Origin of the sequence: Sphingobacterium sp. UBA7038, assembly GCF_002494055.1 — a bacterium.
In the GTDB taxonomy this organism is placed as follows: Bacteria; Bacteroidota; Bacteroidia; order Sphingobacteriales; family Sphingobacteriaceae; genus Sphingobacterium; species Sphingobacterium multivorum.
Map to the genome: position 1 here is coordinate 72,595 of NZ_DLAV01000039.1, position 14,858 is coordinate 87,452.

At 39.1% G+C, this 14,858-nt stretch carries 13 protein-coding genes and 1 tRNA gene; 8 read left to right on the plus strand and 6 right to left on the minus strand.

Annotated features, from left to right (window positions below):
* The first annotated feature begins 141 nt into the window (after nt 1-141).
* From B3H30_RS21975 to B3H30_RS21995, 5 genes are all read left to right on the plus strand, one after another.
* Complete coding sequence (locus tag B3H30_RS21975; RefSeq protein ID WP_286710307.1) at nt 142-921, plus strand: N-formylglutamate amidohydrolase; 780 nt, start codon at nt 142-144, stop codon at nt 919-921.
* Nucleotides 911-2,743 (plus strand): flavohemoglobin expression-modulating QEGLA motif protein, encoded by a 1,833-nt coding sequence (locus B3H30_RS21980; protein WP_070569297.1) that lies wholly within the window; start codon nt 911-913, stop codon nt 2,741-2,743. The genes B3H30_RS21975 and B3H30_RS21980 overlap by 11 nt, the downstream gene beginning before the upstream one ends.
* Nucleotides 2,744-2,756: 13 nt before the next feature.
* Nucleotides 2,757-3,761, plus strand: coding sequence for a glutathione synthetase (locus tag B3H30_RS21985; RefSeq protein WP_075991800.1), 1,005 nt, complete (start codon nt 2,757-2,759; stop codon nt 3,759-3,761).
* Between the two features lie 132 nt (nt 3,762-3,893).
* The gene (locus tag B3H30_RS21990) at nt 3,894-4,877 is read left to right on the plus strand and encodes a lipoate--protein ligase (RefSeq protein WP_115047876.1); all 984 of its coding nucleotides are present in this window, start codon (nt 3,894-3,896) and stop codon (nt 4,875-4,877) included.
* A 42-nt stretch (nt 4,878-4,919) separates the two neighbouring features.
* Entirely contained in the window at nt 4,920-5,687 is a 768-nt protein-coding gene (locus B3H30_RS21995; protein WP_115047878.1) for a methyltransferase domain-containing protein, read from the plus strand.
* 1 nt (nt 5,688) lies between these two features.
* Here B3H30_RS21995 and ybaK read toward each other — a convergent pair whose 3' ends face one another.
* Nucleotides 5,689-6,165 carry a Cys-tRNA(Pro) deacylase gene (ybaK, locus tag B3H30_RS22000; RefSeq protein ID WP_286710308.1) on the minus strand — a complete coding sequence of 159 codons (477 nt, stop codon included), beginning with the start codon at nt 6,163-6,165 and terminating at the stop codon, nt 5,689-5,691.
* A 3-nt stretch (nt 6,166-6,168) separates the two neighbouring features.
* Entirely contained in the window at nt 6,169-7,830 is a 1,662-nt protein-coding gene (locus B3H30_RS22005) for a DNA polymerase/3'-5' exonuclease PolX (RefSeq protein ID WP_286834852.1), read from the minus strand.
* Nucleotides 7,831-8,090: 260 nt separating this feature from the next.
* Here B3H30_RS22005 and B3H30_RS22010 point away from each other — a divergent pair, with 260 nt between their 5' ends.
* Complete coding sequence (locus B3H30_RS22010) at nt 8,091-9,215, plus strand: lipid II:glycine glycyltransferase FemX (protein WP_070569311.1); 1,125 nt, start codon at nt 8,091-8,093, stop codon at nt 9,213-9,215.
* Between the two features lie 3 nt (nt 9,216-9,218).
* On the opposite strand, the gene B3H30_RS22015 is transcribed toward B3H30_RS22010, so the two are convergent.
* On the minus strand, nt 9,219-10,421 hold the full coding sequence (locus B3H30_RS22015) for a hypothetical protein (RefSeq protein ID WP_236560154.1): 1,203 nt from the start codon (nt 10,419-10,421) through the stop codon (nt 9,219-9,221).
* A gap of 342 nt (nt 10,422-10,763) precedes the next feature.
* Between B3H30_RS22015 and B3H30_RS22020 the strand changes: the two genes are divergently transcribed.
* Nucleotides 10,764-11,192 carry a nuclear transport factor 2 family protein gene (locus tag B3H30_RS22020; RefSeq protein WP_083296087.1) on the plus strand — a complete coding sequence of 143 codons (429 nt, stop codon included), beginning with the start codon at nt 10,764-10,766 and terminating at the stop codon, nt 11,190-11,192.
* A gap of 63 nt (nt 11,193-11,255) precedes the next feature.
* On the opposite strand, the gene B3H30_RS22025 is transcribed toward B3H30_RS22020, so the two are convergent.
* The 3 genes from B3H30_RS22025 to B3H30_RS22035 form a co-directional block, all read right to left on the minus strand.
* A tRNA-Ala gene (locus B3H30_RS22025) sits at nt 11,256-11,329 on the minus strand.
* A 220-nt stretch (nt 11,330-11,549) separates the two neighbouring features.
* A complete protein-coding gene (gene bla, locus B3H30_RS22030) occupies nt 11,550-12,278 on the minus strand; it encodes a BlaB/IND/MUS family subclass B1 metallo-beta-lactamase (protein WP_070569933.1) in 729 nt (242 codons plus the stop codon).
* 96 nt (nt 12,279-12,374) lie between these two features.
* The gene (locus B3H30_RS22035; RefSeq protein ID WP_070569321.1) at nt 12,375-12,713 is read right to left on the minus strand and encodes a cupin domain-containing protein; all 339 of its coding nucleotides are present in this window, start codon (nt 12,711-12,713) and stop codon (nt 12,375-12,377) included.
* Between the two features lie 215 nt (nt 12,714-12,928).
* Between B3H30_RS22035 and B3H30_RS22040 the strand changes: the two genes are divergently transcribed.
* Entirely contained in the window at nt 12,929-14,842 is a 1,914-nt protein-coding gene (locus B3H30_RS22040) for an AAA domain-containing protein (protein ID WP_070569327.1), read from the plus strand.
* Nucleotides 14,843-14,858 lie beyond the last annotated feature (16 nt).

A 14,858-nucleotide genomic window follows, 5' to 3' on the forward strand; every position in this document is an offset into this window, starting at 1 on the left:
TTTCGGATAAGAAGGGAGCCCCTAATTCTCAAGACAATCCAGTTAATTTTCAAACCTTTTGTTGCTCATAAGCGTTTATCTAAACAAAAAGGTCAGCAATCAATGCTGTCTATTTGTCGTAAACTGGTTAAAAAAAGGTACATGTCTTTAACATATCGCTATCAATTTGAAAATTACGATAGCCCATTTTGGGCTTTTGCCATTCATGACGGCCATCAGGTCGATGCGCATTTGATGCCCTACATAAATATTTCAGACGAGGAACGATTACGCGAGGAGGATCCTTATACGGCTATTTTGGCCGAATTACCCTGTAATCGATTTGTATCTGGAACTTCCAGGTTTCAACTGGATCTTAATCGAAAACGAGAAGATGCTATTTATCTTACACCCGAGCAATCTTGGGGGATGCGGGTATGGCGAACAGATCTACCCAATGAACTAAAAGATCGGCTGTATGCAGCCTATGATGGTATATATGAGGAAATAAACCAAGCGATTCAGCGCACGATTGATCGTTATGGCTATTTTATCGTGTATGATATTCATAGTTATAATATGCGTCGCGGTGGGGCTGAAACCGGTTTGAACAATGCAGCCGACCCGCAGATCAATATTGGGACACAACATAATCACAAAAAATGGCGAACGCTGACTGATCAGGTTTTGGAAGCACTACAGACTGGAAAAGATGGACAAGTTTACGACGTACGTGAGAATGTCAAGTTTAAGGGCGGATTCCTTTCTGCGTATTTGAATGCTAAGTTTGGTGATAAAGGCTGTATTTTTTCTATCGAATTTCGGAAAGACTTTATGGACGAATGGACTGGGGAAGTATATCCGCAAAAGCTTCAGGAGTATAAACAACTTCTCTTGCACAGCATTGGAACACTGGAAAATTATTTTGCCTATGAAAGATAATGCGAAACAACTTGCTGGCATTTTAAAAATGATCAAAAATAAGGAGGTTTTCCACGTACAGATTCCGCCAAAAAACAAACTGGTATTTAATCAAGTTGTTCCTTATCTGTTTTTATACAGACAGTTTTTTAGTCAAGATCCTATGCTGGCAGAGTTGGTTAAATCAGAACCAGCTTATTTTAGGGTAAGAGATCCGCAGATGAATGTTTCTGAATGGATCGCTCCAATCCTTAATCAACTTGTCGAAGAGTTTGGTGCTTGTTTGATTATTGAAGCTTGGGCAGCAGATTCATCACAGGAGGAAGATATCCAAATTCATATTGCGCGGAAAAATGTACAGGCTATCGCTCAGTATCTAGGTAAGCAACTGACAACAGAAGAATCGATTTCCAAAGTGGAGATACTGACAGATTCCAAAACAAATGCAACGCAAAGTTTATCCCCTTCGAGTGTACAGTTGGATAATCTGAACACCAATATATTTTACATGGGGCTAGAGATAAAACCGAAATACCTTTTAGGCGTAGATCAGCAAATTTTACCGATCGATCTGCGTCATTTCCGTGAAGCCATATCCAGGAGTCTGTCGAAAACATTCTTTGAATTCATACGTATACACACCTTATCTAAACCTACGGCATTTAAAATAAGCCAGCCTAAAAAGATGCTTCCTTTAGCTTGGGAGATTGATCAGAAATTAGCACGGGAAAGTCAACGATTTGATTTTTTATTATTGGTTACACCGACAAATTCTTACGATGCCTGGCAGCAATTTAAAAAAGGGAATTACCGAAAAACTCCTGTTTTTCGATATAGGCCCATGCCTATTGATCCAGATATTATCAAGAGAAACCTCTATAACTTGCATATCGAAGATTTATTTGATCCTTCCATTGCTTATTTGTTTCGTGATAAACGCAAGGAGCTTGATCAGATGATGACCATGTTGAGCGAGCGGGGAAAAGAAGGATTTTTGTTGGGCAGTATGCAGGTTTTTGGTACTGTCAATGAAAAATTGCTGGAAAAGGCTCAGGCAATTTTGACCATTACGACAACGGATCGAGAAGTGAGAACGAAAGAAGAGGATATTGTCTATGCCGAAGAGTTTGCTAAGCTCGCCCAGGAAGAATTGGATTATCTCAAAAATCAAGATCCAAGCTTTGGTACCACAGTGAGGCTACGGGATGATATCTATGGTGTGATGGTAAATCAAGGGGTACTCAATATAAGTAAGCAGTATAGTTTGCCTAGGAATAGGGTAAAGGCATTGATCCAACATGAGGTCGGTACACATATTGTTACTTACTATAATGGGAAGCAACAGCCGTTCAGTCTCTTTAGATTAGGGGTTCCCGGTTATGAAAAACTTCAGGAAGGCCTCGCTGTACTTGCTGAATATTTGGTGGGGGGCCTGACAAATAATAGACTACGTATTCTGGCAGGCAGAGTTATCGCTGTCCATCATATGCAGCAGGGCAGTTCATTTATTGATACATTTTCAGTATTGGTAGACAAGTACCAATTTTTGACCGAAACAGCTTTTCAAATGGCGATGCGGGTCTATCGAAGTGGTGGGCTTACCAAAGATGCATTATACTTGAGTGGTTTAATCGAATTGACTAATTATATCAAGAGTGGGCGAGATCTATCCCTGTTGACGATGGGCAAAATCCGCGAAGATTATATACCAATCGTTGAAGAACTCATGTTAAAGGGCGTCTTGAAGGCTCCGCTCCTGACACCAAGGTATCTAATGGATCCATACAAGGATGCCTTATTACAGCTCAAAAAAAGTAATGGAATATTTCAAATGATTCAATAATCAGATATTTTATATGAAGATAGCATTCGTGATCAACCAAACCCATAAAGAAACTGCTCGTTTCACGACGACTGTTTTGGCATTGAAAGCCCATCAAATGGGACATGAAATTTATTATATTGGCTTGGCCGATTTCTACTATGAATCGGCCCATATTGCCGCCCATGTGCGAAAAGTACTCCCTGATCAGATGCTTACCTCAACCAATAGCCTCATGGAAGTATTGCGCGCAACAGAAAAAACGAAGATGATGTTGGAAGAAATGGATGTGGTCTGGCTACGATTTGATCCAGTCCTCGATATGGTTAGCCGACCTTGGGCTGCCGCTTCAGCCCTACAATTTGCCGCTCTCCTAAAAGAAAAAGGTGTATTGGTTATCAATGATCCCGATAGCCTTAGTCGGGCCAGTAATAAGTTGTATCTCGAGGGATTTGATGAATCTATTCGACCTAAAACAATTGTAACCCGAAACTATGCCGATGTCATTGAATTTTTTGAACAACAGAATAAGCTTATTATTTTGAAACCCTTGAAGGGGTCCGGCGGTAAAAACGTGTTTTTAATCAATAAGGATAATCAGCAAAACCTCAAGCAAACGGTAGAAGCTATTGCCCGAGATGGGTATGTAATTGGCCAGGAATATCTTCCGGAAGCTGCCCGCGGTGATATAAGATTCTTTTTACTAAATGGAGAGCCTATTTCGATCAATGGAAAATATGCTGCTGTTCATCGCGTGCAACAAGGGGATGAGATTCGGAGCAATGTGCATCAAGGTGCAAAGACCCAAGCAGCTATTATTTCACCGGAGTTATTGCTTATGGTCGATAAGATCCGGAATAAATTAGTTCAAGACGGAATGTATTTCGTTGGTTTGGATGTGGTAGGAGATCGTATTATGGAAATCAATGTATTTAGTCCGGGAGCATTATGCCAGACGGAAGAAATTGTAAAAGAGGATTTTTCGGCGCTTATTATTGAAAAATTAGCGGAAAAGGTTGCTTTCAGAAAACGAGGTTGATGACAGTTGTATCGATGAAAATTGATGTTGTTGAAATCGCTGCAGGAGTGCTAAGCTAATGATTTGCGGTAATTATGAATTTGAAATGAATTACAGGAATTAAATTCTTGTTATTTTTGAAAAAAGAAAAATATGCTGATTATCGATTCTCCATCCCGCAACGCCTATTTTAACATCGCTTCAGAGGAGTATTTATTGGGTAAATTTCCGGAAGAGGATATTTTTTTACTCTATGTAAATGACCCTTCAATTATCGTTGGTAAATTTCAGAATACCTTGGCCGAAATCAATCTTGATTATGTCAACGAGCATCAGATTAAGGTTGTGCGACGAATGTCTGGCGGTGGTGCTGTTTATCATGATGCTGGAAACTTAAATTTTTCTTTTCATGCCTTATTGGGAAATCATGATTTTATGGATTTTTCGACCTTTACCCAGCCGATTGTACATATTTTGAACAAATTGGATATCCCTGCAAAATTAGAAGGAAGAAATGACCTCCTGGTAGATGGGAAGAAGTTTAGTGGAAATGCCAAGCTTGCAAAAAATGGGAAGATGATTCAACATGGTACGATATTGATTGATTCGCAGATGCAGGTATTAAGCGATGCCTTAAAGGTCAATCCATTGAAGTTTGTAGATAAGGCGGTAAAATCGAATCGCGCACGTGTCACAAATTTAATTGAATATCTACCTGCTGGTTTTACGACTGGAGTTTTTAAGGAATTGCTGATTGAAGAAATAAAACGTGAGAATCCAGCAGCCAAAATGATTGAGTTTACCGCTTCGGATATTGAAAATATAGAAAAATTGGTCGAAGAGAAGTATGAAACATGGGATTGGAACTTCGGTTTTTCACCAAATTATAACTTTAAAAAAGCAATTAAGATCCCAGCAGGATTCATCGAGTTGCATTTGGATGTACATAAAGGATACATTGAAAGGGCTAAAATTTTCGGTGATTTTTTTGCATCCCGATCAATTCATGAACTTGAAAATTTATTGATTGGTGAAAAGCATGAAGTAGGAGAAATTGATAGCTTACTGAAATCAATTGATTTGACGGCGTATTTTGGTAAAGTTGAACCCGCAGAAATTCTTACCTTGTTTAAATAGAAAATGTAGTATTGCCCGATACGGGTGTTAATTAATAAATATATGCCTTGGAATCCAGTTGTATACAATCAATTTAAAGATATCCGTTTTAAACCGTTTTATGATTTATCTGAGCTAATTACTGCCGATAAAATGGAGCATGCAGTCGATTTAGGTTGCGGTACAGGTGAACAGACAGCTATCTTAAGCGAACAATTTTCTCAAGCGACCTTTCTTGGGGTAGATTCTTCTGCGGAAATGCTTTCTAAAAGTCATAAGTTGGAAACGGAACGTCTAAAATTTAGGCAAAGTTCCGTTGAGAACTTCATTGCAGAGCCAAAAACATGGGATCTTATATTCAGTAATGCTGCTTTACAATGGCTGGAAGATCATCAGGCTGTTTTCCCTCAAATTATTTCTAAGCTTAATGTTGGCGGGCAATTGGCGATACAAATGCCTTATCAGCCCGAAAATATACTAAATAAAATTTTATTCGAATTGGCGACGGAAGAACCCTATCGATCCTATTTAAGGGGCTGGAATAGGCCTTCTTCGGTATTGGATATTGATACTTATGCGCAATTGTTATTTGATAATGGCCTGGATCAATTAAACCTTTCTCTTCGTGTATATCCGCTCATTGCTGCTGATGCAGACATGCTTTACAATTTTATCGCTGGGTCTGCTTTGATTCCTTACATGGAACAATTGGAGGAAGATAAGAAGCCTATGTTTGTAACTGAATTTAAAACACGCATCAAAAAACATTTTACTAAATTTCCAGCGATCTATTCTTTCAAGCGCATTTTATTATATGGGCGTAAAGGGTAATTCACATATCGATCAGATCGGACCAATGGGCAGCTGTGATCGTAGCCAAGTCTGTTGGGGCTAAAATAATCTGAAGCCCCCTTTTTCCTGCGCTTACCGAAATCGCTGTCTCCAATTGTGCGGCCTCTTCAATAAAGGTTGGGAACTGTTTTTTCATGCCAATAGGTGAACAGCCACCACGAATATAGCCGGTCACCGTTAAAAGGTCTTTCATCGGGAGCATTTCGCAGTTTTTATTCCCAGAGGCCCTCGCTATTTTTTTTAGATCGAGCTGTGCATTTCCGGGAACTACGGCGACAATATAAGGATCTTTGTTGCCTTTTAAGACTAAGGTTTTATAAAGTGTTTCGGGTGATAAACCTAGGGTTTCGGCGACATGCGCAGCACTGACGTCCTGTTCGTCTACCTCATATGCTCTGAGTTCATACGTTATTTTTGCTGTGTCCAACAGCCGAACAGCATTTGTTTTACTCGACATACCCTAGCCTTGTTTTTTCTTATTAAAATAGGTCGTTATGGCATCTAGCGCGTATGCATTCAAACAGTTGCTTGCTTGCAGACCACCCTTTTGAGCCACCAATACACCATATTGCATATCATGCAATCCCTCTGTACGATGGGCATCGGGATTGATGGAAAGTAAAACTCCTTTCTCTACTGCATAACGGTGCCATCTCCAATCCAGATCTAATCGTAAAGGATTTGCATTTATCTCAATGACAACGCCATTTGCCGCACAAGCATCGATTACCCGTTTAAAATCTAAGGGATATCCGGCTCTACTTAATAATAGTCTTCCTGTTGGATGGCCTAAGATTGTTGTATACGGATTTTCGATCGCTTTGATTAGTCTTGTTGTGGCTTTGTCTTCGTCCATTTTCAGATTGGAGTGTACGGAGGCGACAACGAAGTCAAACTTAGCCAATACCTCATCGGGATAGTCTAATGAACCGTCACCTAGAATATCAGATTCAATTCCCCTGAAAATCTTGAATGGAGCCAATTTTTCGTTTAAGGTAGCAATCTCATTCCATTGTTGTTCCAATCGCTCAATGGAAAGGCCGTTGGCATAGACTGCCGTTCGCGAGTGATCGCATATACCCAAATATTCTAGCCCCAGGACATCTTTACAATGCACTGCCATTTGCTCGAGGCTATGTACGCCGTCACTATAGGTGGAGTGATTGTGGAGTGTTCCCCTGAGATCTTTGTATTGAATCAGCTTTGGCAGTGTATGCGTATGGGCCTGCACTATTTCATTCAAGCCCTCTCGTAATTCGGGTTCAATATAATCTAAACCCAAGTTACGGTAAATGGCCTCTTCACTGGAAAGTGAAGGTAGATCCGGTAGAATATTAAATAGAAGATCGAGATGTGCAGTGGATCCGGTACTAAGAATCAGGTCGCGATAAAAATCATTGATATTACTACTGAATACTTTGAAAGTAAACCCCAATTCATCGGTCAGTTCTATGGAGTTTTCTGTTTTTTCCACTAAAGTAAATCCATCGAGGAATTTTTCGACGTTGTCTATACTTTCCGATATTAAAAGATCTACGGTACTCAAAACCTCGCATTTTCTTCTGAAATCTCCTGTAAATGACAGCAGCGAAGAAGGGAAATGCAATTTCAATTCGTTGAAAAATTTTTCTGCCAGTGGAAGTACTTTCGCATATAAAAACCATCCCTTGTTGGAAATAGAAAACTCAATGGATTTTTTGATGTCTTCCTGCGTTTTAAGACCAAACCCTTTTGCTTCTACGAGACGGTTTTCATTACAGGCGTAAAGTAATTCGCCGACACTTTCAATCTCGAGTTCTTTCCAGATAATTTGAATCTTTTTAGGGCCAAGGCCCTTAATAGTTAACATTTCAGTAATACCGGATGGTGTGTTTTCAATAAGATCCTCAAGCTCTTTGAAAGTTCCCGTAGCAGCGACTTCTTTGGCTTTTTCAGCAGTGCTTTTTCCTATTCCAGGTTGTGCACTCAATTCTTCAAGACTGGCCTCTTCAATACGGAAAGGTAGCTTGTCCAACTTAAAAGATGCACTTGCAATGGATTTTGTTCGAAAAGGATTTTCGTTGTGAAGCTCCATCAATTGGCTACATAATTTGAAAATTTTTGAGATCGCTTTATTGTCCATCGTATTTGAATTGTTAAGCTACAAATATCTTAAATTTTAGGTCAAAATAACAATTCAAACGCGGATATTATAGCGTTAAATAATGTAAAAAAGCGACTTTGAATGCCTGTTTTTCTCTATTTCTTGAAATTAACAACAAAGTGACAGATGCATGTGCGCTTAACCAAACATTTTGGCTATGTTTGCCGTTTTTGGGTGTTAAAATTGCATCGATTTTGTGAATATCTTATAAAAACAACCCTATTAAATAGTAAAATATCATGATAGCAGACATTAGTGACAAAGAAATCAGTGGGCTTTATAAAACAGGTATTATTCAACAAACTGCTTACTGGTCTGCAGTAAAAAAAATGCAAGGTATACAATCGAAGGCATTTAATTTTAAATCCAAACAATCCGATCTGTATGTCGGAGTCGACGACGATACCTATTTTATCGGTGATCTATTAATTATTATACAAACCATAGATCAGGAACATAGCATAGCCTATGTTCCTTATGGACCTGAGATTGAACCTTCAGATGAAAACCAGGGCTATTTTTTAGAACAGTTATCGGAAAGTTTACGTTCCCATCTGCCACCAAATTGTATAATGATACGCTATGATTTATCTTGGGAATCACATTGGGCTAAAGAGGATGATTGTTACGATCTTCATGGTAACTGGCTAGGGGTGCCGGAGAAACGGATTCAGGAAATGCGCTTTAATTTTAACACAGAAAACTGGAACTTTCATAAAGCCAATACGGACATACTTCCTTCAAATACTATTTTTATGGATCTTAGAAAAGGGGAGGACATCTTGCTTGGAAATATGAAATCTAAGACACGATATAATATCAATTTAGCAGAACGAAAAGGCGTACGTGTGCGTTCGCTGGGGCTTGAAAGTTTGGCGGTTTGGTATGAGCTTTATCGGCAGACAGCTCTTCGAAATAACTTTTTCTTACATGATATAAGCTATTTTAAGATCGTTCTTTCTGCAAGGGCAAGTGATACATTATCTCCCGCAGATGTATATCTTTTAGTTGCCGAAGTGGATAGCCAGCCTTTGGCCGCGATGTTTTTGGTAATTGCAGCAAATCGGGGGACTTATCTATATGGAGCTTCTGCTTCCGAAAATCGTAATTATATGGCGACATACGCTTTGCAATGGCGTGCGATGCAGCTTGCGAAAGAAAAAGGCTGTACAGAATATGATTTCTTTGGAGTATCGCCACAGGCAGATCCGTCACACCCTTTATATGGACTTTATCGTTTCAAAACAGGATTTGGTGGTGAAATCTACCACCGTATGGGCTGTTGGGATTATCCCTTGGACAATAAGAAATATCAGTACTATGCGTCAATGGAGTTTAAAAACCAGCGCTATCATTTAAGTTAGAAACTAGAAGACCTCACCCAAGGTGAGTCTAACGCCACGGTGATTCTTGCTGATACCATAGTCGATTCCAATGTTGGTGCCCGAGTTTTTGTTAAACTTAATTCGTGCACCAGCACCAGTGCCGACGTTCCAGTCTTCGAACATGGAATTCTTTGGCCCGTTTAATGTCGTAAAATTCATAAATGCTACGAATCCAAATAAGCCGTTTTGAGTGATATCACGACGATATTCCGTTTCTAAGTAATAAAGTGATTTGCCACGAAAACGGCTGACTGGAAAGCCTCTTCCCGAACTATTGTATGGATCCCATCCCAAATTAGGAAGATCGAGATAGGGTGCTTTACTATTAAATACGGTCCAGAAGAAACTCCTTATGGCAATCATATTTTGTCGGTTTCGGTCTTGGGTGAGCCTATGGTATCGTCTAACTTCAAGAAATAGCGATTTCCAATTCTGATCACTACCTAAAAATGTCGGATTTATACGGAACTGTAAATTGGCATAGTTACCCGACCAAGTATTGATCGAATTGGCCCGTGTATCGTAAATTAAATTGAAGCTTACTCCCGAAGACATGGTATTGTCTTTTAAATCTGTTCCATAAGGGTAGGACGTGTAGTCTTCGAGCTTGGTGTTGCTCGTAGACTTAATATTCATTCTATAATCTAAATCATAACCGATTCCCATAAAAAGTCCCCCATGAATTCTTTTTAATGCGTGTTGGTATAAACGAAAGTAGGTGTAGTCTAAATTAATCTGCTGATCGCCATAATGCTCTTTGCCAATTCCCCAAGTTTCGTGCGGGTATTTTAGTAGTCGGATATCGCCATCGATCACCCATGTATTCTCTTTTAACCAGATGTAAGAACGTATTGGCAGACCAAATCGTTTACCAAAATTTGTGTAAGGGGTAAATGTCATCTTGGACATATAGGTATCGGAACGATCTCCTAAATAAAATCCTGCTGTGGTACTTGTAATTAAGGCGTGTCCTCCTCCGGGAACATTTGTCGAAAACGGTAAAAAGGAAAAATAGATTTTCTTTCCTGTACTATCGACTGTTTGGGGGGGCTTGATATTTAATATTTCTTTTCCAATATCAATCAGGTCCCGTTGTCTACTTGTATCGGCGAGATGTTTGGTGGTTTCTATTTCATTGACAGGACGTTGTGCATATACAGTGTCGCCAAGTACAAGTAAAACCATCAAAATAGAACATTTAATATAAAAAAAATATACGCTATCGTAGTGTGTCATGAAAGAATGCAATCTAGCAGGAAATAGACAGAATAACAATATTCAAACCAATAATTTATTTATTCTGTCACGTTTTGGCTATACAGCGAATTGATTGGAAATTTCATTCGCCTAGAAAAAAATAGCATTTACCGATTTTAATGTAATGTTAATCTAAATGTAATGAAATCAATATATGAGTTGTCTTAACTTTGAATCAGAAAATAAATAAAAAAAGTACACAACAAATTTATAGAGTAAGCGACAGTAAAATAAGAAAATATACTAATACATTATAAAATTGAAAAAGATATGAAAACTTTAGTAAAAACATTTGTAGCAGCGGCAATGATTGCAATCTCTACTTGCTCGATGGCTTCAGTTAAGCCAGAAGAACGCAATTTAATTACTGCTGATTTAGCCATCGATGAATACGTTGGTGCAATGACCGAAGGTCAAGTAGCTAATTTAGACAAGCTTTTTACAGCTGATTTTGATCAAAAGGTTTGTGGTAAACAAGATTTGAAACATAGCCGTCATGAGATGATTGAATTTTTGAAAAAACAAAAAGGAATTAAGATGAACTGCAGAACAACAACACAGATCGTTGAAGAATTACCTGATTATGCCATTGCGAAAGTTACGATGCAATTTGATGGTTTTGCTAAAACAGATCTGATCACACTGGTTAAAGAAAACGGAACCTGGAAAATTTCTAAATCTGTAAACTCTTATAAATAAGAATTTGCTGTCAAAATTGGTCGATTAAAAATAAGAAAAGGGTACTTAAGTACCCTTTTTTTGTGGAGCATATCAGATTCGAACTGATCACCTCTTCACTGCCAGCGAAGCGCTCTAGCCAAATGAGCTAATGCCCCTGCTTTATTTGGTGTCGCTAAGATAGTACTTTTTTGGATAAACAAAGCCTCTTTTTTATTTTTCTACTGTTTTTTGTAGGTCTGTTATCTAGTTGCTTCTTTTTTGACGACCTAAATGCATTATAATCAAAGGTTTTATCTATTTGGTTCCTTACAGATATTTTTATCCTATTGAAAAACAAGAGAGTTTACCGGCATCCTTGGGGATAAAAGAAATGTATTAGTGTCCTTCAGTAAGCAGAGCTTCGGTTCGCTTTATCTGACCTTTATCTTTCCAGGCATCATGTCCAGGAATAACCATATTAATTTCGGGATATTTTGCCAATAACCTCGCTAGGGATGGCTTCCAGGATTTTATATCCCCATCTGCCGTAAATCCTAGATCTTGGGCTTCGGAGCTTTTTATAAAACAACCACCGTCTAGAATCTTATATTCAGGAAACCAGACAACAACATTGTCCATGGAGTGTCCGGCACCAAAAAAGTTCAGAACAAAAGATTGTCCGCCGACGCTGTAGGTTTTATTGGTGGAAACAAGATGAGTGGCCTGGGCTTTGTGATTTGCCTTTAGTAGGTCGTTCGTCATTTTCGTTGCGTAGGTTGGAATTCCAATACGGTTGTAATACGCAAAACCACCCGCACGGTCTTCGTGCCAGTGTGTTGCGTACACCGCAATGACGGGTAAATTATGTTTCTGTTTGATACTGTCCAATAAGGGTTGATATTGTGTGGAATCCCATGGTGTATCAAATAGAATAACGCCTTTTTTTGTTATTAAATAGACCGCATTAGCAGCATATTTGGTGCCTTCAAAATTATTAAAGGTGGTATAGAGGTATAGTTGCGAATTTATCTTCTCTATTAAAAGAGGTTTTTCTTGCGCTTGTAGAGATGGGGAAAGACCGAGTAAACCAATGCTCAGGCATACACCAGCAAATGTTGCGCGCATATGAGGAGAAAGAAGTGAGATCATATTTTTGAATGTTATTGCATTAACGTTAGAACAAAATGATTATTATTTTTTCAAGACCTTATCAATGCATTTTTACGTATACTGAACAAAGTCTTCGCGATAAGGAGTGAATGAATCGATCAGTTCACCCTCCTCGAGACATTCACATCCATGAACCAATTGCGAATAGATGATACAAGAGTCTCCTGCAGTTAGGATGCGATCAACACCGTCAATATGGTATCTGAATGTTCCAGCACTAACATAAGAAATCTGTGTATGGGGGTGTTGATGAAGTGCACCGATGGCCCCTTTTTTAAAACGAACTTTCATGAGCATGAGTTCATCATTAAAAACAAGTATTTTTCGCATCACACCTTCGCCCAAGTCTGTCCATTGCTGTTCGCTGTCGTGTAAGAATATTTCGCTCATCTAATTGTTGATTTATGGATGTTTCGATTGGAAAACGCTCTGTTTTTCAATTATAACAAAAAAAAATGAATTTACGGCTACATCCATTGCTTCCTTAGAAGGATATCGATTTGCTTTACAAAATTTGGCAAAGGATGAGATGAAATTAAAAACCAAATGGTCCAAATACGTGAAAAAACAGTTATTTTGTGCCTGAGCAATATATATATGACACGATGAATTATTTCGACGAGCTTATTACTTTATTACAAGAAGAGCAGCAATTTGATAAATTACAACATGAAAATTTGTTGTTGAAAAGTAGTTTGAATGAACGAAGAATGCAAGGTGTCACCTGGTTTCCGATTCAGATAACGGATATGGAGCTTGGAAGAGGAGACTATTTGTCCGTTAACTTAAACCGAACAAATCATTATGAGGTCGAACATAAGTTTCGCTTTGGTATGCCAGTTTGTCTGTTTTCAAATCACGATCCCGACCGAGATCGAATAGAGGGCATCATATCTTCGATCAATAGGGATGGGATGCGAATTTCATTTCGTGTCGATGAACTTCCAGAATGGAGCAGAAGAGGGAAGCTTGGTGTTGATTTGTTATTTGATGAGTATTCCTATCGGGAGATGTTTAATGCATTGGAGAAAGGAAAGGAATTGAGCCGTGATGCAAAGCAGGGTAGTTTAGTGAGAAGATTAATCGGTGAAGAGGTCATTCCGATTGCTTCTATTGGAGAATTCTTTGAGCATCCCAGCTTAAATATGGGGCAAAATAAAGCGATCCAACAGCTATTGGAAGCAAGTACCGTGGCTCTTTTGCATGGGCCGCCGGGGACAGGGAAAACAACAACATTGGTTCAGGCCGTGCAGGCACTCCTAAAACAATACAACAAGCAAGTATTGGTTGTTGCCCCGAGCAATACGGCCGTTGATCTGCTAACCGAACGTTTAGACGCTGCTGGCATTACAGTAACAAGAATAGGTAATCCTGTTAAGGTTTCGGAACATCTTCAAGAATTGACACTCGATGCAAAGATTGATCGACATCCCGCAAATAAGGATATTAAAACACTTCAAAAACAAGTGCGGACGTATACAGAGATGGCTCAAAAATATAAACGTAATTTTGGAAAGGCTGAGCGGGAGCAAAGAAAAGCATTGTTTGATGAGGCCCATCGAATCAGAAAAGATGTCGATAAAATTCAAGATTTTATCAGTGCAGATGTTTTGGATAAATCGCAGGTAATCACTGCAACTTTGGTTGGATCAAATCATGAGGTTATCCGCAATCGTAGCTATGAAACAGTCATTATTGATGAGGCCGCACAAGCATTAGAGCCTGCTTGCTGGATACCGATATTAAAGGCACATCGGCTTATTTTGGCCGGTGATCATAATCAATTACCTCCAACAGTAAAATCGAGTAAGGGATCTAACCATGGCCTGAGTCATACATTATTTGAAAAATTGGTAGACCGTAATCCACAATTAGTTTCTTTGCTAGATGTGCAGTATCGCATGAATGAACAAATTATGCATTACCCATCTGTAGCCTTATATAATGGTTCGTTAAGAGCAGATAGTACCGTGGCACAGTGGAGCTTAGCAGTGGATACTGAACCGGTGTTATTTATTGATACAGCAGGAGCGGGATTTGAAGAAACGGAAAGTGACGGCGCAATCTTCAATATGGGCGAAGCTCATTTTATTAAAGCTCATCTAAACGACCATATTGGGGCTTGGAAAGCTTCCTCGACCCTAAATGAAAGCCTGAGCATCGGGGTGATTGCACCTTATCGGAAACAGGCTACTTTCCTGAAGGAAGTATTGGAAGGGGAAGACGAGCTGCGACCTTTTAATGACTTGATTAAAATACAGACAATAGACAGTTTTCAGGGACAAGAGAAGGATGTTATTTATATCAGTTTGACCAGAAGTAACGCTGAACAGCAGATTGGTTTTTTGTCTGATGTCCGCCGGATGAATGTGGCAATGACTAGGGCTAAGAAGAAATTGGTTGTTATTGGAGATAGTGCTACAATAGGTTCACATCCGTTTTACCGAGAATTTATTGCCTATACCGAGTCGATAGGGCACTATCATAGTGTTTGGGAATGGGATATTTCAGCAATATAACGCAGGAGGCCACTTC

Coding starts and splice junctions, on each gene's coding strand:
- B3H30_RS22035 (WP_070569321.1), bottom strand. CDS start 12,713: ATGAGCGAAATATTCTTACACGACAGCGAACAGCAATGGACAGACTTG.
- B3H30_RS22010 (WP_070569311.1), top strand. CDS start 8,091: ATGATAGCAGACATTAGTGACAAAGAAATCAGTGGGCTTTATAAAACA.
- ybaK (WP_286710308.1), bottom strand. CDS start 6,165: ATGTCGAGTAAAACAAATGCTGTTCGGCTGTTGGACACAGCAAAAATA.
- B3H30_RS22005 (WP_286834852.1), bottom strand. CDS start 7,830: ATGGACAATAAAGCGATCTCAAAAATTTTCAAATTATGTAGCCAATTG.
- B3H30_RS21985 (WP_075991800.1), top strand. CDS start 2,757: ATGAAGATAGCATTCGTGATCAACCAAACCCATAAAGAAACTGCTCGT.
- B3H30_RS22020 (WP_083296087.1), top strand. CDS start 10,764: ATGAAAACTTTAGTAAAAACATTTGTAGCAGCGGCAATGATTGCAATC.
- B3H30_RS22015 (WP_236560154.1), bottom strand. CDS start 10,421: ATGGTTTTACTTGTACTTGGCGACACTGTATATGCACAACGTCCTGTC.
- B3H30_RS21975 (WP_286710307.1), top strand. CDS start 142: ATGTCTTTAACATATCGCTATCAATTTGAAAATTACGATAGCCCATTT.
- B3H30_RS21990 (WP_115047876.1), top strand. CDS start 3,894: ATGCTGATTATCGATTCTCCATCCCGCAACGCCTATTTTAACATCGCT.
- B3H30_RS21995 (WP_115047878.1), top strand. CDS start 4,920: ATGCCTTGGAATCCAGTTGTATACAATCAATTTAAAGATATCCGTTTT.
- bla (WP_070569933.1), bottom strand. CDS start 12,278: ATGCGCGCAACATTTGCTGGTGTATGCCTGAGCATTGGTTTACTCGGT.
- B3H30_RS22040 (WP_070569327.1), top strand. CDS start 12,929: ATGAATTATTTCGACGAGCTTATTACTTTATTACAAGAAGAGCAGCAA.
- B3H30_RS21980 (WP_070569297.1), top strand. CDS start 911: ATGAAAGATAATGCGAAACAACTTGCTGGCATTTTAAAAATGATCAAA.